General features: G+C 65.2%; 15 protein-coding genes. 9 read left to right on the top strand and 6 right to left on the bottom strand.

The annotated features are described in order from the left end of the window. Genes JQ617_RS36410 through JQ617_RS36400 form a run of 3 tightly spaced genes read right to left on the bottom strand, consistent with a single transcriptional unit; the run spans position 1 to position 2,939 of the window. Complete coding sequence (locus JQ617_RS36410) at positions 1-384, bottom strand: cupin domain-containing protein (protein WP_145664098.1); 384 nt, start codon at positions 382-384, stop codon at positions 1-3. Between the two features lie 11 nt (positions 385-395). After that, entirely contained in the window at positions 396-1,100 is a 705-nt protein-coding gene (locus tag JQ617_RS36405; RefSeq protein WP_212030558.1) for an SDR family oxidoreductase, read from the bottom strand. A gap of 39 nt (positions 1,101-1,139) precedes the next feature. Continuing rightward, on the bottom strand, positions 1,140-2,939 hold the full coding sequence (locus JQ617_RS36400) for a thiamine pyrophosphate-binding protein (RefSeq protein ID WP_212030557.1): 1,800 nt from the start codon (positions 2,937-2,939) through the stop codon (positions 1,140-1,142). A gap of 224 nt (positions 2,940-3,163) precedes the next feature. Between JQ617_RS36400 and JQ617_RS36395 the strand changes: the two genes are divergently transcribed. The 4 genes from JQ617_RS36395 to JQ617_RS36380 all read left to right on the top strand — a co-directional run bounded on the left by JQ617_RS36395 (position 3,164) and on the right by JQ617_RS36380 (position 8,956). Continuing rightward, positions 3,164-4,081 carry an IclR family transcriptional regulator gene (locus JQ617_RS36395; RefSeq protein ID WP_212030556.1) on the top strand — a complete coding sequence of 306 codons (918 nt, stop codon included), beginning with the start codon at positions 3,164-3,166 and terminating at the stop codon, positions 4,079-4,081. A 140-nt stretch (positions 4,082-4,221) separates the two neighbouring features. Then, on the top strand, positions 4,222-5,466 hold the full coding sequence (locus JQ617_RS36390; RefSeq protein WP_212030555.1) for an ABC transporter substrate-binding protein: 1,245 nt from the start codon (positions 4,222-4,224) through the stop codon (positions 5,464-5,466). Positions 5,467-5,543: 77 nt separating this feature from the next. Then, positions 5,544-6,419, top strand: a complete 876-nt coding sequence (locus tag JQ617_RS36385; RefSeq protein WP_212030554.1) for a branched-chain amino acid ABC transporter permease — start codon at positions 5,544-5,546, stop codon at positions 6,417-6,419. After that, the gene (locus JQ617_RS36380) at positions 6,416-8,956 is read left to right on the top strand and encodes a branched-chain amino acid ABC transporter ATP-binding protein/permease (protein WP_212030553.1); all 2,541 of its coding nucleotides are present in this window, start codon (positions 6,416-6,418) and stop codon (positions 8,954-8,956) included. The genes JQ617_RS36385 and JQ617_RS36380 overlap by 4 nt, the downstream gene beginning before the upstream one ends. A gap of 97 nt (positions 8,957-9,053) precedes the next feature. Here JQ617_RS36380 and JQ617_RS36375 read toward each other — a convergent pair whose 3' ends face one another. Beyond that, entirely contained in the window at positions 9,054-10,037 is a 984-nt protein-coding gene (locus JQ617_RS36375) for a Bug family tripartite tricarboxylate transporter substrate binding protein (RefSeq protein WP_212030552.1), read from the bottom strand. A 418-nt stretch (positions 10,038-10,455) separates the two neighbouring features. On the opposite strand from JQ617_RS36375, the gene JQ617_RS36370 reads away from it, so the two are divergent. The 4 genes from JQ617_RS36370 to JQ617_RS36355 all read left to right on the top strand — a co-directional run bounded on the left by JQ617_RS36370 (position 10,456) and on the right by JQ617_RS36355 (position 15,065). Next, positions 10,456-11,061, top strand: coding sequence for a hypothetical protein (locus tag JQ617_RS36370; protein ID WP_212030551.1), 606 nt, complete (start codon positions 10,456-10,458; stop codon positions 11,059-11,061). Beyond that, the gene (locus JQ617_RS40310) at positions 11,058-11,327 is read left to right on the top strand and encodes an HGGxSTG domain-containing protein (protein WP_212030550.1); all 270 of its coding nucleotides are present in this window, start codon (positions 11,058-11,060) and stop codon (positions 11,325-11,327) included. Before JQ617_RS36370 ends, JQ617_RS40310 begins: the two co-directional genes overlap by 4 nt. A 344-nt stretch (positions 11,328-11,671) precedes the next feature. Next, on the top strand, positions 11,672-14,530 hold the full coding sequence (locus JQ617_RS36360) for a patatin-like phospholipase family protein (protein WP_249157806.1): 2,859 nt from the start codon (positions 11,672-11,674) through the stop codon (positions 14,528-14,530). A 178-nt stretch (positions 14,531-14,708) separates the two neighbouring features. After that, the gene (locus tag JQ617_RS36355) at positions 14,709-15,065 is read left to right on the top strand and encodes a response regulator (protein WP_212030548.1); all 357 of its coding nucleotides are present in this window, start codon (positions 14,709-14,711) and stop codon (positions 15,063-15,065) included. Between the two features lie 149 nt (positions 15,066-15,214). Here the strand turns inward: JQ617_RS36355 and JQ617_RS36350 are convergent, their stop codons facing one another. Beyond that, positions 15,215-15,781, bottom strand: coding sequence for a c-type cytochrome (locus tag JQ617_RS36350; RefSeq protein ID WP_212030547.1), 567 nt, complete (start codon positions 15,779-15,781; stop codon positions 15,215-15,217). 69 nt (positions 15,782-15,850) lie between these two features. After that, positions 15,851-17,125 (bottom strand): PQQ-dependent sugar dehydrogenase, encoded by a 1,275-nt coding sequence (locus JQ617_RS36345; protein WP_212030546.1) that lies wholly within the window; start codon positions 17,123-17,125, stop codon positions 15,851-15,853. Positions 17,126-17,602: 477 nt separating this feature from the next. Here JQ617_RS36345 and JQ617_RS36340 point away from each other — a divergent pair, with 477 nt between their 5' ends. Next, positions 17,603-18,019 carry a hypothetical protein gene (locus JQ617_RS36340; RefSeq protein WP_349630675.1) on the top strand — a complete coding sequence of 139 codons (417 nt, stop codon included), beginning with the start codon at positions 17,603-17,605 and terminating at the stop codon, positions 18,017-18,019. The last annotated feature ends 53 nt before the right edge of the window (positions 18,020-18,072 follow it).

Raw genomic sequence — 18,072 nt, 5'->3', positions numbered from 1 at the left:
TCACACCGGCTTGTCGTCGTCCGTCACCGGTGAGGTCACGACCAGGAACACGAGGTCGGTCAGACCGGAGTTCGAGATCGCATGCTCGACTCCGGGCGGCAGGAAGATCACATCGTGCTTGCGTACGACATGGTTCTTGCCCGCGATCTCCATCAGCCCCTCGCCGTCGAGCACGTGATAGACCTGCTCCTGCACCTTGTGATGATGGCGCGCGACATAGGCCATCGGCTGGTACATCGAGATGCGGTAGTCGATGCGGCGCGAGCCCGCCGTCTCCGGCATCACCAGCGGTTTCGACAGCGCACCGCCAAAATGGTTGGGGAATTCGCGCCAGGGCACCTCGGCGATGTTGCGGATGAAGGCGCCATTGCTCTCCTCGGCCATGATCGTGCTCCCTAGTTTACTAGCGCGCCGCCGTCGACATAGACGATCGAGCCCGTGGCAAATCCGTTGCTCATGAAGCTTCCGATCTGCCGGGCGATGTCCTCGGCCATGCCGACGCGGCCGACCGGCAAAGCCGCAGCCGTCTTCGCCAGCATCTCCTTGCGCGCCGCCTCCGGCATCGCGGCCCGGATCGGGGTATCGATCACGCCCGGCGACACCGCGTTGACGCGCACCGGCGCAAGCTCGAGCGCGAGCGCACGGGCGAGCGATTCGAGCGCGCCATTGGCCGCGCTGATGATCGCCGAGTTCGGCCGCGGCCTAACGCTGAGGAAGCCGGTGACCAGCGTGAGCGAGCCGCCCGGCCGGATCTCCGCTTCGCGCGCCACGCGCCAGGCGCCCCAGAACTTGCCTTCCATCGTCGCACGCACGTCCTCCATCGCAACCGTCTTGAACGGTCCGGTGCGAAGCTGCGCGGCGGTCAGCACGACGTGATCGACCGGGCCGGTGCGGCGGAACAGGTCCGCGACGCTCTGGTCGCTGGTGACGTCGGTCGGGATCGCCGTCACCTTGAGCCGCTCGGCAACGGGATCGAGCTTGGCGGCGCTGCGCGAGGCGATGATCACGTCAGCGCCTTCCGTCTTCGCAAGCTCCGCCGTGGCAAGGCCGATGCCTGAGGAGCCGCCGATCACGACGACCTTCTTGCCTGCGAGCGTCATTTCCATCTCCCGATATGTTCTTGATTGATGGGTCCGGGATCAGCCCGGCTGAAAGCGCGTGCCGATGCCGGCCTTGCTCTGGCCGAGGCCGGGCAGCTCCCAGACGCCGGCACCGGCGGGATTGACGTCGGCGGCGATATCGACGTCGATCAGGTAGGGCCTGTTGGCGGCGATGCCCTTGCGGATCGCCTCGCCGAGGTCGCCCGCGCGATCGACCCGAACTCCTTCGACGCCGCAGGAGCGCGCCATCGCCGCGAAATCGGGGTTGTAGCGCTCACCTGTTTCGGGGTGCTTGAAGTCGGTCGCAAGCTCTCGCCCTCCGAGATAGCCGCGCTGCAGCCCGCGGATCGAGGCATAGGCGTAATTGTTCCAGACAACCCACACAACGGGCAGATTATATTCGACCGCCGTACCCAGCACGTTGGCATGCATGAAGAAGGCGCCGTCGCCGCACACCGAGACGCAGGGACGATCGGGCGCGGCGAACTTCGCGCCCATCACGCCGGCGACGCCAAAGCCCATCGGGCCAAATCCCATCGAGCCAATCAGCGAGTCCGGGCGCTTCGGCTTGCAGAAGCCGAGCAGCCAGTTGTGGTGCACGCCGATGTCGGAAACCAGGATCGCATCCTCGGGCAGCGCCTTGTCGATCTCGGCGGCCGCGCGCTGCGGATTGATCGGCGTGGTGTCATCCGAGAAGCCGGGCGCGACGAACTTGTCCCACTCCTTGCGATAGCCGTCGATCTGCGCCAGCCACTTCTTGCGCGCATCGGATTTCTTGAACAGGTTGTCGCGGCGGTCGAGCTCGGCATGGACCTGTCGCAGGAAGGTGCGGACATCGGCCATCAAGCCCAGCGCAACGGGATAGTTGCGGCCGATCTCCTCGGGGTCGATGTCGACATGGATCAGCCTTGTCGGCGGGATCGTAAAGGAATAGCCGGGAATCCAGGAACTCGATGTGCGGTCGTCGAAGCGGACGCCAAGCGCGAGCAACACGTCGGCCTGACGCGTTGCATGATTGGCCTGGTAGTGCCCGGCGCGCGCCACGAGGCCGAGCGCGAGCGGATGATTGACGTCGAGTGCGCCAAGGCCGCTCGCCGATGCGGCCACAGGAATCTGAAGCCGCTCGGCGAGCCTGCGCAGCTCGTCGGCCGCGCCGCCATAGCGCACGCCCTGCCCGACCAGCATCACGGGCCGCTCGGCCGACAGCAGCATGTCGACGGCCTTCTCCACGCCATCAGGGTCGGCGCCGCATCGGCTGGAGATGTTCGCGTTCCACTCGATCGCCTTCGGCGCCTCTTCGGCCGCGGACTCCATGAACACGTCGAAGGGCACGTCGACCACGACCGGCCCCGGCCGTCCCGTCACCATCGTCTTCCAAGCCTGCCGCACCGCAAGCGGCACCATCTCACCGCGCGTCGGCTGAAACACCTTCTTGCAGATCGTGCGCACCGTGGAGGGAAAGTCGGCCTGATGATGCCGGTACATCTCCTGGAAGGCGCCGCGGTTGAACTGGCTGGTCGGCACGTTGCCGGTGATCGCCATGAACGGGACGGAATCGAGGAAGGCGTTCGCCAGCGAGATCGGCAAGTTCGCCGAGCCCGGCCCGCAGGAAGTGAAGGTCGCGGTCGGCCGGCCGGAGACGCGATAATAGACGTCAGCCATGAAGCCGGCGACGCTCTCGTGATGCACGGAGATCGTTTTGATCTCCTGGGAACGTTCGTACAGCGCGTCGATGAACTGGATGTTGCCGTGGCCGCAGAGCCCGAACACCTGCGGCACCTTCTCCTGGATCAGATAATCGACAATGACCTGCGCGCCGTTGAGCATGTTCTTCGACATCAACCCGTCTCCCACTCGGCCCACGACTTCTTGTGGACCGATGCGGAGGAACGCGGCCGGTCATCGCTGGGCCATGGGCACCGTATTTCTCATAATGCTGTACGTCAATTTATATTGTGATAGGCTGCCGGTTTGAGGAAACGCCTGGCTCCGCGCCCACGGCGGCGCCCGTTGCGTGCTAGTCTCGCAGCGACGGAGTTACGACGATTCACCAGAAGGGGGCCTTGTCCTTGAAATCGCGCACCAAGCCGACGACCGGCGAAAAGCCCGCGAGCCCGCGCAAGGCCGCGGTTGCCAAACTGGTCCCTGCTGCGCGCGCCGAGGGCGACGTCGAGGCCGACGACAAGCAGCGCGGCGGCGGCGTGCAGTCGCTTGGCCGTGCCTTCTCGATCCTCGAAGAGGTCGCGCGCCATCGCGACGGGATCGGCCTTGCCGAGCTCAGCAAGCTGGTCGGCCTGCACAACTCCACGACGTTTCATCTGGCAAAGACGCTGGTCTCGCTCGGCTACCTCCGCCAGGAGAGGGACAGCAAGCGCTACCGCATCGGCCGTCCGCTGTTCGCGCTCGCCGCAAGCGCGCTCGACGAGATCGAGATGGTCAATGTCGCAACGCCGGTGCTGGAGGAGCTGTCACGCCAGACCAGCGAAAGCAGCCATTTTGCCGTGCGAATGGGCGATGCCGTGGTCGTCATCGCGCGCACCAGCGGCCCCGGCGCGTTCCAGCTCACCGACCGCGTCGGCGTGGTGCGCCCGGCGCACTGCACCGCGCTCGGCAAGATCATTCTGGCTTCGCTTCGCCCCGAGCAGCTCAAGCGCTTCATCGATCGCGCGGAGCTGAAGCCGTCGACGCCGAAGTCGATCACCGATGCCGGCGTGCTGATGCGCGAGATCGCCGAAGTGCAGCGGACCGGCGTCGCGTTCGACGACGGCGAGTTCAATCCGGAAGTTCGCTGCGTTGCCGTGCCCGTCATCGATTTCACCGGACAGGTGATCGGCGCGCTCGGCATTTCCGGTCCGATCTGGCGGCTCTCCAACCAGGCGCTGCACGCCGGAGCGCAGGTCGTGCAGGCCGCCGCCGACCGCCTGTCGGCCGAGTTCGGCGCCAAGGACCGGGCGCACAAGGCGTTCGCGCAAAAAGTCTGAACCTCCGCACGGGTGGCGATTTTGCCGGTTGACACCGGCAACGGCGTTCGGGATTATCCTCCAGCATTAAAAGAACATCTCTCACATTATCGGATACCCGGTTCTGAAGAGAGGCACGATGCACCCGGGAGGAGACAGACATGATCCGCTACCCGCGACGGACGGTGTTACGGGCAGGCGCCGCCCTTGTCGGCGCGTCCGCATTTGGGTTTCCCGCAATCGTGAGGGCGCAGGCCGAACGGATCCGGATCGGGCACCTGACGCCGCTCACCGGCTTTCTCGGCGTGATCGGCAGCTACGCGCAGCTCGGCGTGAAGCTCGCGGCGGAAGAGATCAACACCTCGGGCGGCATTCTGGGCAAGCAGGTCGACCTGCTCTCGGAAGACTCGATCAACCCCGCGACCGCCGCGACCAAGGCGCAGCGCATGCTGGAGCAGGACGGCGCGGTGGTGCTGCTCGGCGAGATCTCCTCGGCATCCTCGCTCACCATCATGCAGGTCGCCGAGCGCAACAAGAAGGTGTTCTTCTCGACCGGCGCGCGATCGGACGCGCTGCGCGGCAAGAACTGCAACAAATACTCCTTCCACTGCGACATCCCGAACACGGTGATGGTCAACGCGGTCGGCACCGCGCTGTCGCAGAAGGGCATGGTGAAGGGCAAGAAGTTCTTCACGCTCACGGCCGACTACATCTTCGGCCATGACCTGCTGAAGGCCGCGAAGGCGTTCTTCGGCACGCATGATGCGAACCTGATCGGCGACGAGCTGATCGCGACCGACGCGACCGATTTCAGCCCGTATCTGCTCAAGGTTCGCCAGGCCAAGCCCGACGTGGTCTGCTGCAACCTCGCCGGCAACCAGGTGACCAATCTCGTCAAGCAATATGCCGAGTTCGGCCTGCCCTATCCCCTGGTTGGCTTCAATCTCAACACCGGCGATGCCTGGGCCGCGGGCGCGGGCAATCTCAGCGGCACCTGGCCGACGGTCTGGTATCACACGCTGGCCAACCCGGCGTCGCAGGCCTTCGTCGCCGCGTTCACCAAGAAGTACGGCAAGCCGCCGGAGAACCACGCCTGGATCGACTACATCACGCTGAAGCTGCTCGCCGAAGCGATCAACACGACCAAGTCGACCGATAGCAACGAGCTGATCGCCTATTTCGAGAAGCAGTCCCAATTCGACATCATGAAAGCGCGAAAGGCCTATTTCCGCGCCTGGGATCACCAGCTGGTGCAGGAGGCCTATCCGTTCACGGTCAAGCCGAAGGACCAGATGAAGGACCAGTGGGACATGCTGGTGCTGGGCGATGCGGTGCCGGTGGCCAACGATGCGCTCGAGACGATCTATCCGACCAGGGAGCAGAACCCCTGCGAGATGAAGGCCTGACGAACGGGCCCAGCCGATAGACGTCCACGGCGCCGGCCCAGCCGGCGCCGTTCTTCATCAAAGGCGATGGACGCAACATGCAGCTCGAGTTCTTGCTGGAACAGGTGGTGAATGGCCTCGTGCTCGGCGGCTATTACCTGCTCATCGCGCTCGGGCTCTCGCTGATCTTCTCGGTCGGCGGCATCGTCAACCTTGCGCATGGCGCCTTCTATGCGCTCGGCGCCTATGTCTGCGTCGAGCTGACGAAACGCCTTGGCTTCGGCGCCTCCGTGGTGATCTCGCCGTTCGCGGTCGCTCTGCTCGGCATCCTCTTTGAGCGCTTCATCCTGCGGCGCTTCTATACGGCCGATCCGATCCTGAGCCTGCTCGTGACCTTCGGTCTTGCGATGGTCGCCGAACAGGCCATCCGCATGATCTGGGGCGCGGCGCCGGTCTCGACCGAGATCCCGCAAAGCTTTCGCGGCTCGGTCATCGTCGGCGACTTCCTGTTCTCGCGCTATCGCCTGCTGATCCTCGCCGTGGTCGCGGCGATCCTGCTCGGGATCTGGCTGCTGCTGCAAAAGACTTCGTTCGGCCGCGTGGTGCGCGCCGGCATCCAGCGGCCGGACATGGTCGCGGCGCTCGGCATCCGGCTGCAGCCATACATGACCGCGATCGTCATGCTCGGCGTCGGCATGGCCGCACTCGGCGGCGCCTTCTTCGCACCGATCACGACGGTGCATCCGGCCATGGGCGCTGAGATCATGACCGTCGCCTTCGTCGTGGTCGTGATCGGAGGTCTCGGCAGCTTCTGGGGCGTGGTCATCTCGGCGCTGCTCGTCGGCGTGGTCCGCGGCATCGCCATTCACTTCGAGCCGGCGGCCGGCGAAGCCTCGGTCTACATCCTGATGTTCCTGGTGCTGCTGGTGCGCCCGCGCGGCCTGCTCGGCGAGCGCATCGAGAAGTTCGAATGAAGACCGCCTCCTCAGCCGCGAAGCTGCAGCCGCTGCTGATCGCGACGATCGCCGTTATCGCGCTGCCGTTCCTGCTGAAGGCATTCGGCCTGTCCCTGAACACCGGCACCTGGATCGTCGGCCTGGCGATCGCGACCATGGGGCTGAACCTCTGCATCGGCTATACCGGCCTCGTCTCGTTCGGCCACAGCGCCTGGTTCGGCATCGGCGCCTATGCCGCCGGCCTGATCCAGCTTCGCTTCTTTCCCGGGCAGATCTTTATGCCGCTGCTGGGGTCGATGATCGTCGTCGCCATCGCATCCACCGCGATCGGAATGCTGATCCTGCGCCGGCGCGGCGTCTATTTCTCGCTGCTGACGCTGGCGCTTGCGGCGCTGGTCTACACCACCGCCTTCCGCTGGACGAGCCTCACCGGGGGCGAGGACGGGCTCGGCGGATTGAAGCGCGGCGGCATCGGTCCCTTCAGTTTCGACAGCGCTTTGAACTACTACATCGTGGTCGCGGTGATCGGCCTCGCCGTGCTCTACGTGCTGATGCGGCTGGTGCGCTCGCCGTTCGGGCATGTGCTGGTCGCGATCCGCGAGAACCAGTTGCGCGCCGGTTTCCAGGGTTATCCGGTCGAGCGCTACAAGCTCGCGGTGTTCGTGATCTCCGCCGTCGTCACCGGCCTTGCCGGCGCGCTGATCGGCTTCCTGAACTATCTGGTTTCCGCCGAAGCGGTCTCGGTGCCGTTCGCGGGCGAGCTGCTGGCGATGGTCGTCATCGGCGGCATGCGCAGCCTTTTGGGGCCCGCGCTCGGGGCGCTGTTCTTCATCCTGTTCCGGGAGCTGTTCTCGATCTGGACGTCGGACTGGCTGTTCTGGTTCGGCCTCACCTTCGTGGCCTTCGTGATGTACTCGCCCGGCGGCCTCGTCGGCATCGGCGCGCTCGTCATGCGGCGCCTGCGTCCTCCGGCCGAAGAGCAGGCCGCGATGAGCCGGCGCAAGATCTATCACGGCCTGCCGTTGCCGGACTTCCTGCGGCCGGACGCGCTGCAAGGCACCGTGCTCGAGGTCAGCGGTGTCTCGCGCAAGTTCGGCGGCATCCGTGCCGTCGAGAACGCCAGCCTCTCTGTTGCCGCCGGCGAGATCCACGCGCTGATCGGCCCGAACGGCGCCGGCAAGACCACGCTGTTCAATCTCGTCTCCGGCCTCTATGCGCCGGACCAGGGCACGATCCGTCTGCAGGGCCGCGACATCGCGGGCGTGCCGGCGAACCTGATCTGCCATCAGGGCTTGGCGCGATCGTTTCAGATCACCAATCTGTTTCGCGGACTCTCGATCTACGAGAACCTTCGCCTGTCGCTGCAAGCCCGGCGACCGATGCGCTTCAACATCTGGAACGACATCGACGCGTACCAGGACATCCACGCCGAGACCGCGGCGCTGGTCAAATTCCTCGGCCTCGAGGGCATCGAGGAGATCGAGGGCGGCGAACTCTCCTATGGCGGGCAGCGCCTGGTCGATCTCGGCATCGCGCTCGGCTCGAAGCCGCAGGTGCTGCTGCTCGACGAGCCGCTGGCGGGCCTCGCCGCGGCCGAGCGCGAGCGGGTCTCCAACCTCGTCAAGAACATCGCGGCCAACATTCCCGTGCTGATCGTCGAGCACGACATCGATCGCGTGCTCGGCTTCTCGCAAGTGGTGACTGTGATGAACCAGGGCGAGGTGCTGATGTCCGACTGCCCCAGGGTGGTGCGGGCCGATCTGCGGGTGCAGGAGATCTACACCGGCAAGGGCATTCCGCCCGTCGAGCATCGCCGCAGCGTGGAGGACTCCGGCGCGCACGAGACCGTGCTGCGCCTCGAGGGTGTCAATACGTTCTACGGCAAAAGCCACATCCTGAGCGACGCCGCGCTCGACGTGCGCGAGGGCGAGATCGTCGCGCTGCTGGGCCGTAACGGCGCCGGCAAGTCGACGCTGCTCAAGACCATCGCCGGCCTCGTGCCGGCCGCGTCAGGCAGCATCGACTATCGCGGCGCCGACATCGCGCGCATGCCAGCCCCCGACATCGCGCGCCGCGGCGTCGGCTATGTGCCGCAGGGGCGCGGGCTGTTCGCCGGCATGACGGTGCGCGAAAACCTCGCACTCGGCCGCCTCGCCCGCAAGACCGACGGAAGCGACGGCGTCGTCTGGGACGAGGAGCAGATCCTGCACACCTTCCCGCGGCTGAAGGAGCGCATGAATGTCGCGGCCGACTATCTCTCGGGCGGCGAGCAGCAGATGGTGGCGGTCGCCCGCGCGATGTCCGGCAATGTGCGTCTGCTGCTGCTCGACGAGCCCTTCGAGGGCCTCGCGCCTGCGGTGACGCTGGAGCTGTTCGCCGTGTTCGACCAGCTCCGCAAGCACATGTCGATCGTGATCGTCGAGCACAATCTCGACCTCGTGCTCGCGCTCGCCGACCGCGTCTTCGCGCTGGAGCGCGGCGCGGTCTTCCACCAGGGGCCGGCGGCACCGCTGCTGAACGATCTTTCCTATCGCAAGCAGATCCTGTGGCTTTGAGGGACGTGTGAGTTTCACAAGAGGTCGTCATGGCCGGGACAAGCCCGGCCATGACGTCGTGGAGGCTTCGGCGGACGACAAACAGAAGTAGCGCCCGCTACTCCGCCTTGATGTTCGCCGCCGCGACGACCTCGGCTAGATCCTTCGTCTCCTTCGCGATCTTGGCGGCGTAGTCGGCCGGGGTCAGCACGCTGACGACGCCCTGCGAGCCGAGTTTGTCCGCCACGGCGGGATCCTTGGCCGCAGTGACGATCTCCTGGTGCAGCGTCTGAAGGATCGGCGCGGGCGTCGCCTTCGGCATGAAGAAGCCGACCCAGAACGAGATGTCGAAGCCGGGATAGCCGGCTTCCGCGACGGTCGGCACATCAGGCAGCGACGGCAGCCGCTCGGCCGAGGACACCGCGAGCGCGCGCAGCTTGCCGGCCTTCACCAGCGGCACCGCGGACAGCGGATCGAACACCGCCAGCACCTCTTGCGCGAGGATGCCGACCTCGGACGCCGCGCCGCCGCGATAGGGCACGTGGATCAGCTTGATCCCGGCCTTCTGGGCGAGCAGCTCCATGGCGAGATGGGCGAGGTTGCCGTTGCCGCCCGAGCCGTAGGCGAGCTCGCCCGGCTTGGCCTTCGCCGCGGCGACGAGATCGGCGACGGTCTTGATGTCGGCGGTCTTGGGGTTCTCCGGATTGACCACCAGCACCAGCGGCGCCGACACGACCGTGGTGAGCGGCGCGAAGTCGGCTTGCGGATCGTAGCGGATGTCCTTGAACAGCGTCTTGTTCAGCGTGATGGTCGAGGAGTTGCAGGCGAGCATGGTGTAGCCGTCCGCGTCGGCGCGCGCGACACCTTCGGCGGCGATCATGCCGTTGGCGCCGGCGCGGTTCTCGACCACGAAGGGCTGCCCGAGCTTGTTGCCGAGACGATCGCCGACGATGCGCGCGACAACATCGACCGGACCGCCCGCGCTGAAGCCGACCATGATCTTGACCGGACGCGTCGGATATTTCTGCGCGACGGCTTCAGTCGTCGGCGCGCAGGCGCATAACCCGGCGATGAGCGCCAGCAGGCGAGCCGTTCGTTGCATTCGTTCTCTCCCAACCTCGCGCGCCGCTTGTGCATGTTTGTTGGTGCGGTGCGTGCAGGCATGATGAGCGGGCACGCCGGATTTCGCAATCGCGTTTGCGCGCCTCCCGCGCCCCGCATTCCGCCGCGCGGCAGGCGAAGGGCGCTCTCCAAACAAAAAGTTCGAAAACAACCCCATGCACAGTAGCCGGCCCGTGAGAGGACAAGGGCTTGCGAACGCCGCAACGATGTTTGCGTTGTCGGGCAAAACAGGGGCATAATGTCACCGTCGCAACACGCGTCAGCATCCCCGCCGGCACGGCCTGGATGTCACGACCTGGTTGCGCATAACCCCTTCATCGATATTCCGAAATCCGCATCCGCGCGCGACGGGCGAACGCTCGCGCGTGCGCGCTTGCGTCAGCAAAGGACTCTGGCCCATGACGACCGCTCTCGAACGCCACATCACCACGCCGCTTGCGGCAAACCATCGCAGCGGCGACGCCGCGCCCCCGCGGGTCAGGCTCTACAAGCGCCGCATCGCGATCAGCCATCCGGACCCGCAAGCCGGTGAACGCTTGCTGGCCGAGGCGCTCGGCGCGGTCGATCGCGACGCACTGCACGGCCTGCTGAGGCAATTGGTCAAGGCGAGCGCGATCGGCCAGAAGCCCGATGAGACCAATCTCGCCTTCATGATCTCGACGATCAGGAGCATCGCGCCGAAGGATTCCATCGAGGCCCTGCTGGTGTCCCAGATGGTCTCGGTTCACATGGCGGCGATGCGCTGCGCCTGCCGGCTCGCCTGCACCGACGACCTTCCGCAGCAGGAAACGGTCACCCGCGCCTTGACCCGGCTCTCCCGCACCTTCGCCGCCCAGGTCGAGGCGCTCAGCCGCCACCGCAACAGCGACGAGCGCGCGATCACGGTGCAGAACCTGTCCGTGCAGGACGGCGGGCGCGCGATCGTCGGCAACGTCACCCAGCATGCGAACATGCTCGTCGCCGAGACAGGCCCGAGCGGCACAAGGCAAGGGGCAAACCCATGACCGGTACCCACCCCCGCAACACCGCGCCAATGCTGGCGAGTCCTCGCTGCGGCGCGAGGACCCGCGATGGCGGGACGTGCCGCGCACCGGCCATCCAGGGGAAGGAGCGATGCCGCATGCACGGCGGGGCGCGGCGCTCGGGGGCGCCGAGGGGAAACCGGAATGCACAGACGCACGGCCTGTTCACGCGCGCGGCCAAGGCCGAGGCGGGACAGGATCGACTGCTGCTCGACGAGGCGGAAAGGCTGCTCGAGGGGTTGAAGTGATGGCGTGCCGGGCGACGATGCCGCTCGGCTCCCCATCCCCAGACAATTTACGCGTGTTTGTGAATTGCTTCACACGCGCGCCGCCCCCGTTGTCGCAAGCTTGAGCGATCTCGGTGAAATAGCGGGAGGGTATCATGGGGGCATTGAACCTTGCGCAGGTCCTGTGGGAAGAGCGGCGGGCTCTCGCCGGAACTCCCCTGGCATTCCCACCAAAGAAAGAGGACGATCCGGCAGCCAAGGCAGCGCCAGTCCCGGCGACGCCAGCGCCTAAACCCTCGCCGACACCAGCCTACCTTCTAACGGGAGCAGCTCCGCAACCGTCCGCCGACGGCTCGCCAGGAACATTGTCGCCGCCGACGGCTGCCGCCCCCGACCTTCTCACCGTCTACCAAACAATCAACGCGGACGACCGGTGGGCGCTATGCCTGTCCGGCGGTGGAATCCGCAGCGCGGCGTTTGCGCTCGGAATTCTGCAGAGGATTGCCGCGCTGGATGTCACGTCGAAACGCAAGGACGAGGAGCGGGGTTCGGCTCTGCGGCAGTTCGAGTATCTTTCGACCGTGTCGGGAGGCGGATACATCGGCAGTTGGCTGTCGGCGTGGCTGTATCAGCAACGCAAGCTGCTTCCCCGCGGAGCAGCCGCGAAAACGAGCGGGACCGGTCATGGCTCCACGCCGGACTCGGTCGTTTCGGCACTCAACGAGCGAGACAGTCGCGGTCCACTCGGAGATCACGAAGAGGCAGAGCCGATTTCCAACCTTCGGCGCAACTCGCACTTCCTCTCTCCAAGCTTCTCGTCGCTTTCGCCAGACCTGTGGAGCGATGTCGCCAGCGTCCTGCGCAATCTGTTCCTGAACTGGATCCTGCTCGTCCCGCCGATGATCCTTGCGGTGCTCGTCACCAAGGCACTCTACTTCGCGCTCATCGATGCGCACGGCATCACAGCAAGGTCGGTATGGTTCCTTGTCGTGATGATCATACCTACGCTCTGCTTGCTGGTTTCCTTGTCCTTCTCCGTCGCGAACCGCCCCGCGCGCGGCTGGATCAATGTCGCGCAACTCCGCTTTCTGGTGTGCGATCTCGCTCCTTTCCTTGTCGGAGCCGCGCTGCTCGTGCTCGTGCTGCAAAGCCCGTACGGACTGCAAACGCTCACGGAACTGCTTCGCGCCAGCGGCTTCGAATTCATCGAGAGGTTCAACCGCGAGTATCCGGCCGCGGCGGTGCTGATCCGCGGAACGATCCTTGGCATGATCTTTTTTCTGGTGTCCTGGGCGCTGGCGCCGCTCTGGACCATCATCTTCGGGAGATCGTCCCGGCCACCGCCTGAGGCGCGTCCCAAGCATCCCGTGCTCGAGCCCGTTGCCTGGGTGCTCGCCGGCGCGGCTTTCGGTCTGCTGAGCGCGGTCGGACTGATTGCGCTTTGGAAGATCAACCCGTCCGACTCCGCCGCTACGGCGGCAGGCTTTGCCTGCGTACTCGGGCTGCCCTGGATCGTGCTGGCGCGCATCGTCGCGGACGTGGTCTATATTTCATTTGCCGAGTTCCTGTCGGAGGTGGATGTCGGACTGGAATTTCAGGCGCGGTCGAGCGGTCTCTTCACGCTGGCCTATCTCGGCTGGCTCCTGTGGTTCGGGATCGTGGTCGGTGCGCCACCGGCGGCAAGATGGATCGCGAGTCACCTTGGTGATGCAACCGTTCCCACGCTCGCAGCGGGAGGAGGTCTTTCCGGCCTGCTCTCCATCCTCCTCGGAGCGAGTTCGAAGACCAAGGCCGCAGCCGAACAGATTTCAGGCCTGCGCCAGTATCTCAGCCTCAACACGCTCGCAGCCATCGCGGCGGCGATCTTCGCCATTGTCCTGGTCGCTCTGCTGTCCATCGGCTGGGACGCGGCTTTCAAATCGTTTGCCTCCGGCGCGGATGGCCATATGCCCTGGACCATCATGCTGGTGGTGGGCGTCCTGCTTGGAGGGCTGATCTACGCGGCCTCGCATGTCCTCAGCATCAATCGCTATTCACTTCACGGCCTCTACCGGAACCGGCTGGTTCGTGCCTTCCTCGGTGCGTCGCGCAGCGAAAAGGAGCGTGACAAGACGAAGAACGCCTTTACGGATTTCGACGGCCGCGACAGCCCACTCCTGCAGGAGCTTTGGGATCATAATGTCAAACCGACCGGCGCCCATTGGAAGCCGCTCCATGTCATCAGCGGAGCGCTCAACCTCGTGTCGTCCAAGAACCTCGCCTGGCAGGAGCGGATGGCCGCGCCCTTCACGTTCTCGCCGCTCCATTGCGGCAGCGGCAGTGCGGTATTTTCGGACGGTGCATACCGGACGACCTACGCGACAGCCAACGAGCCGCAGCCCTATGGCGGAAACCTCACGCTCGGAACCGCCATGGCGATCTCAGGCGCGGCGGTGAGCCCGAGCATGGGCTACAACTCCTCGCCGGGCGTCGCCTTCCTGATGGCGCTGTTCAATGTGCGTCTCGGCTGGTGGCTCGCCAATCCGCGCGGCGACAATCCCTATTATTCGGCGGTCAAGCCAACCAACGCGCTCCGGCCGTTCTTCATGGAGATGTTCGGCCTGACCAGCGAGACCGAGCGCTGGGTCTACCTGACCGACGGCGGACACTTCGAAAATCTCGGTCTTTACGAGATGGTGCGCCGGCGCTGCCGCGTGATCGTGGTCAGCGACGCCGGCTGCGACCCCGATTACTCCTTCGAGGATCTCGGCAACGCGTTGCGCAAGATCTGGATCGATCTCGGCGTACGCATCGACCTGCATGGGCTTGACCTTCTGAAGAAGCGCTTCAAGGAACGCCCGACCCCGGCGGAGCAAGCGCCTTACTGGGCCATTGGCGACATTCGTTATAGCGAGGCCGATGGCGGCAAGTCGCAGGACGGGTTGCTGCTGTACTTCAAGTCGGGCCTGCACGGCACGGAGCCCATGGGCGTCTTGAGCTATGCGATCGCCCACGCGACCTTCCCGCACGAGACCACGCTGAACCAGTTCTTCTCGGAATCGCAATTCGAGAGCTACCGGGCACTCGGCTATGAGATCGCACAACGCGCCTTCGAATCCGGCGGAGGCCTTTCGGCCGACGCAAAGACTGGAGCCCCGCCGACTTTCCTCTCGATCGTCGAGAAGCTGAAAGGCCAACTGCCCGGACGTACCGACAGCGTTCCGGCGCCTGGCGTGCAAGCATGAACTGGCGGGCTTGCGCGCCCTGTAACAAGCTGTAGCCAGCCGACGCCGGCTACGCAGCGTTGGTCACGCATTCACTCCCACGTGAGAGAAAGGGCAAATCCGGGGGAACCATATTCACCCCCGGAACGGATTCGGCATCTACGCACTTAACAAATGATAAGAACAGCGAGGTGCAACCATGGGCCAGTCAAAGCCGATCCGCCCGACCGCGATCGTCGTCGAGGACGACGACATTCAACGCGAAATGCTCGCGCTGTTGCTCGAAGAGAGCAATTTCGATGTGTTGCAGTGTGAGGACGCAGAAACCGCCGCGCTGGCGCTGAAAGTCAAGCATCCTGCCCTGATCGTCACCGACATCAACCTGGTCGGCAAGATGGATGGCGTGGATCTGGCTCACCTTGCCAGTCAGCAGCACTCCGCCGTGCGGATCATCGTGATATCCGGTCGCCCGCTTCCGCGCCCCCTGCCGGATGGCGCCAAGTTCTTCATCAAGCCGGTCTACCCGACCGCCTTGCTCGCGGAAGCGGGCCGATAGGAATAGTCGAACGAGCCATCGCGTCCAAAGCAGAACGTCGCTGGCAGCTTGCCTGCGACGCATCCTTCGAGACGCCCGCCTTCGGCGAGCCCTCAGGATGAGGTCGGTGGTTGCGGCGAGATGAGGTTGCGGTTTGTGACGCTATGCTCTCAGCGGAAGCGCGCGAGATAATAGGCGAGATCGCCGATCTGGTCCTTGCCGACGGTCTGCATCACGTCGGCCATGGTGGCATCGTAGCCGTGGCGGGTGTTGTCCTTGTATTCGGCGAGCGTCTTGGCGAGATAGTCCTCGCGCTGCCCCGCGACGCGCGGGACGTTCTCCTTTCCGGAATAGTCGGGATTGTGGCAGGTATTGCAGCGGTTCTGGTTCGCCAGCGCCTGCCCGCGCGCCATCCGCGCAGCATCTGCGGCATCCGCCGTCGGCGCGGGCTTCGGCAGCGCCGCGATGAAATCGGAGAAGGTGCGCAGATCGTCATCGGTCAGCGATTTCGCCATCTCGTTCATGGGCTCGAACACGCGCAGCTTCTCGCGGAACATGAAGAGCTGGATCAACGCGTACGGCGCCTGCTGGTCGCCGAGCGAGGGCGTGTTCTCGGTCTCGGAGGTGCCGCGCTCGCCGTGACAGGCAAGGCACGGTGCGGCGCGCTCCTGGATGGTTTCGGCGCCGGCGGAGAAACTGAGGGAGGCCAGCGCCACCGTGATCGCGAGCTTGCGCATCGATGATCCTCGCATGTCAAAATAAAATCGGGGGCAGCGGGCGCTGCCCCCGATCGGCGTCGGCAATGCCTACTTCGCCGCGACCTTCTGCTTGCCGTAGGTGATGCGGTAGACCGCACCGTTCCAGTCGTCGGAGACGAGCAGCGAGCCGTCCTTGAGCTGCATCACGTCGACGGGGCGGCCGACATATTTGTTGTCCTCGAGGAAGCCGGTCAGGAACGGCTCCATCGACTTCACAGTGCCGTCCTTGTTCAGCTTGACGACGACGACGTCACCGCCCTGCTTCTGCGACTTGTTCCAGGAGCCGTGGCGCGCGACGAAGATCGCGTTCTTGTACTGCTTCGGAAACATGCTGCCGGTGTAGAAGCGCATACCGAGCGCGGCGGTGTGCGGGCCCATCAGGCCGACCGGCGCGGTGTAGTTCTTGCAGTCCTTGCCCCAGCCGAGCTCCTGGTCGATGATGTTGCCCTGGTAGCAGAACGGCGCGCCGAAATCCTCGCCCGCCTTGGTGACTCGGTTGAGCTCGTCCTCCGGCACCGTCTCCGACAGCCAGTCGCGGCCGTTGTCGGTGAAGTAGAGCTGCTTGGTCTCGGGATTCCAGTCGAAGCCGACGGTGTTGCGCACGCCGACCGCGTAGACTTCCGCGCCGGAGCCGTCGAGATTCATGCGGCGGATCTGGCCGTGATCGGCATCATGCAGCACGTTGTTGCCGGGCTGGCCGACCGGGACATAGAGCTTGTTGTCGGGGCCGATGGCGATGAACTTCCAGCCGTGCGCCTCGTCCTTCGGCAGCTTGTCGTAGATCATCGTCGGCTTCGGCGGGTTGTCGAGGTTCTCGTCGATCTTCTCGATCTTGGAGACCTTCGACAGTTCGGCGATGTAGAGCGTGCCGTCCTTGAAGGCGACGCCGTTCGGACGATAGAGACCGGAGGCGATCACCTTGACCGCCTTCTTGCCGTCCTTGTCGGCGATCGCATAGACCTTGTCGACGAGGCGGCTGCCGACGAACACCGTGCCCTTGTCGCTCTGCGCGAGCGAGCGCGCATTCGCCATGCCCGATGCATAGACCTCGATGTTGAAGCCCGCGGGCACTTTGAGCTTGGCGAGCGGCAGCTTGTCGGCCTGCGCCGGGATCGGCGGCGGCGCGACGGGAGCGAGCTTCGCGGCGGCCTCGCCGTCCGGACGGCCGATCAGCGGCGACCCCGGCGGAAGCGGCTGCGCGGCAGGTGCGGCGCCCGCGGCGGGCGGGCTCGCGGGCTGCTGCGCCGAAGCGGCAACCGTGAACGCAGTGAAGACCACGCCAGCCAGCAACAGGCTGCGCGAGGCAGATGATAGACCCATCATGATGTTTTCTCCCCAAGGCGGAAGCCGTCTTCCAGACGCTGGCGCGCCCGCGGCGTTTCCAGGCCGCACTCTCTGAATTTGCAGGCGCCAATGCAACCGGAAACCAAGCAGAGCACCTCTGCGTGTGTTCATCGCGATAGATGATCGAGCCGCGGCGATCGATGTTGCTTTGCAACATCGCAGGCGCCGCCCTTCGCCGCATCGCAACGCACGTGGTGCGAGGCCCACCGAATCTTAACGCAGGTTAGTGGAACTCGACGAAAGTGCCCCGGATTCCGGCCAGGTCGGGCATAGCGTCGTATTTTGGTCCAAGATTATTTTGTCTCTGCGGCGGGGCGGGCTTCCTGAACGTGGAGACCTGCGATGCGTTGCCATGTTGCGTTAGGTGTTGCTTTCATTATCGCGATTTCATCCACCGCCGCCGGGGCACGTCCCTTCCGACCCCACCTCGCGGTGCCGCGCGAATGCAACGTCACCATGCCCTGCGACTTCTCCGGCTCGAATGTGCGCGCGACCGTATTGCGCGTTCACGCCGCGCATGAGGTGACGGGACGCGCCACCACGATCCAGATCGCGAGTGCGGCAGACAGGGGCCGCATCGTCGGCGGCCGCCCTGCCGGCTGCCCGCACTCCTTCTGCGGCTGCGCGGCATCGATCCGCGTGTTCGGCCGCATCGTGCCGGGATTGAACCTGGCGTCCAACTGGCTGCGCTTTCCAAGGACGCAGCCCGCACCGGGCATGGTCGCCGCGCGGCACGGACATGTCTTCGTGCTCGAGCAGCATGTCAGCGGCGATGTCTGGATGGCCTATGACGGCAATTCAGGCGGCCGGGCCACCCGCATCCATGCGCGATCATTGCGGGGCTATTCCGTAGTCAATCCCCGAGTCGGCTAACCAGGGCGTTACGCCAGCGCGCGACATGACCCGACTGCGCCCGCGCATCGGTG

Origin of the sequence: Bradyrhizobium sp. KB893862 SZCCT0404, from assembly GCF_018130885.1 — a bacterium.
GTDB classification, from domain to species: domain Bacteria; phylum Pseudomonadota; class Alphaproteobacteria; order Rhizobiales; family Xanthobacteraceae; genus Bradyrhizobium; species Bradyrhizobium stylosanthis.
Note: the sequence above shows the minus strand (reverse complement) of the source record. Positions and strands in the feature narration are given on the sequence as shown.

What these genes read in the sequence shown, in the direction of transcription:
- JQ617_RS36410 (WP_145664098.1), bottom strand. Translation starts at nt 384, where the DNA reads ATGGCCGAGGAGAGCAATGGCGCCTTCATCCGCAACATCGCCGAGGTG.
- JQ617_RS36405 (WP_212030558.1), bottom strand. Translation starts at nt 1,100, where the DNA reads ATGACGCTCGCAGGCAAGAAGGTCGTCGTGATCGGCGGCTCCTCAGGC.
- JQ617_RS36400 (WP_212030557.1), bottom strand. Translation starts at nt 2,939, where the DNA reads ATGTCGAAGAACATGCTCAACGGCGCGCAGGTCATTGTCGATTATCTG.
- JQ617_RS36390 (WP_212030555.1), top strand. Translation starts at nt 4,222, where the DNA reads ATGATCCGCTACCCGCGACGGACGGTGTTACGGGCAGGCGCCGCCCTT.
- JQ617_RS36385 (WP_212030554.1), top strand. Translation starts at nt 5,544, where the DNA reads ATGCAGCTCGAGTTCTTGCTGGAACAGGTGGTGAATGGCCTCGTGCTC.
- JQ617_RS36380 (WP_212030553.1), top strand. Translation starts at nt 6,416, where the DNA reads ATGAAGACCGCCTCCTCAGCCGCGAAGCTGCAGCCGCTGCTGATCGCG.
- JQ617_RS36375 (WP_212030552.1), bottom strand. Translation starts at nt 10,037, where the DNA reads ATGCAACGAACGGCTCGCCTGCTGGCGCTCATCGCCGGGTTATGCGCC.
- JQ617_RS36370 (WP_212030551.1), top strand. Translation starts at nt 10,456, where the DNA reads ATGACGACCGCTCTCGAACGCCACATCACCACGCCGCTTGCGGCAAAC.
- JQ617_RS40310 (WP_212030550.1), top strand. Translation starts at nt 11,058, where the DNA reads ATGACCGGTACCCACCCCCGCAACACCGCGCCAATGCTGGCGAGTCCT.
- JQ617_RS36355 (WP_212030548.1), top strand. Translation starts at nt 14,709, where the DNA reads ATGGGCCAGTCAAAGCCGATCCGCCCGACCGCGATCGTCGTCGAGGAC.
- JQ617_RS36350 (WP_212030547.1), bottom strand. Translation starts at nt 15,781, where the DNA reads ATGCGCAAGCTCGCGATCACGGTGGCGCTGGCCTCCCTCAGTTTCTCC.
- JQ617_RS36345 (WP_212030546.1), bottom strand. Translation starts at nt 17,125, where the DNA reads ATGATGGGTCTATCATCTGCCTCGCGCAGCCTGTTGCTGGCTGGCGTG.
- JQ617_RS36340 (WP_349630675.1), top strand. Translation starts at nt 17,603, where the DNA reads ATGCCCTGCGACTTCTCCGGCTCGAATGTGCGCGCGACCGTATTGCGC.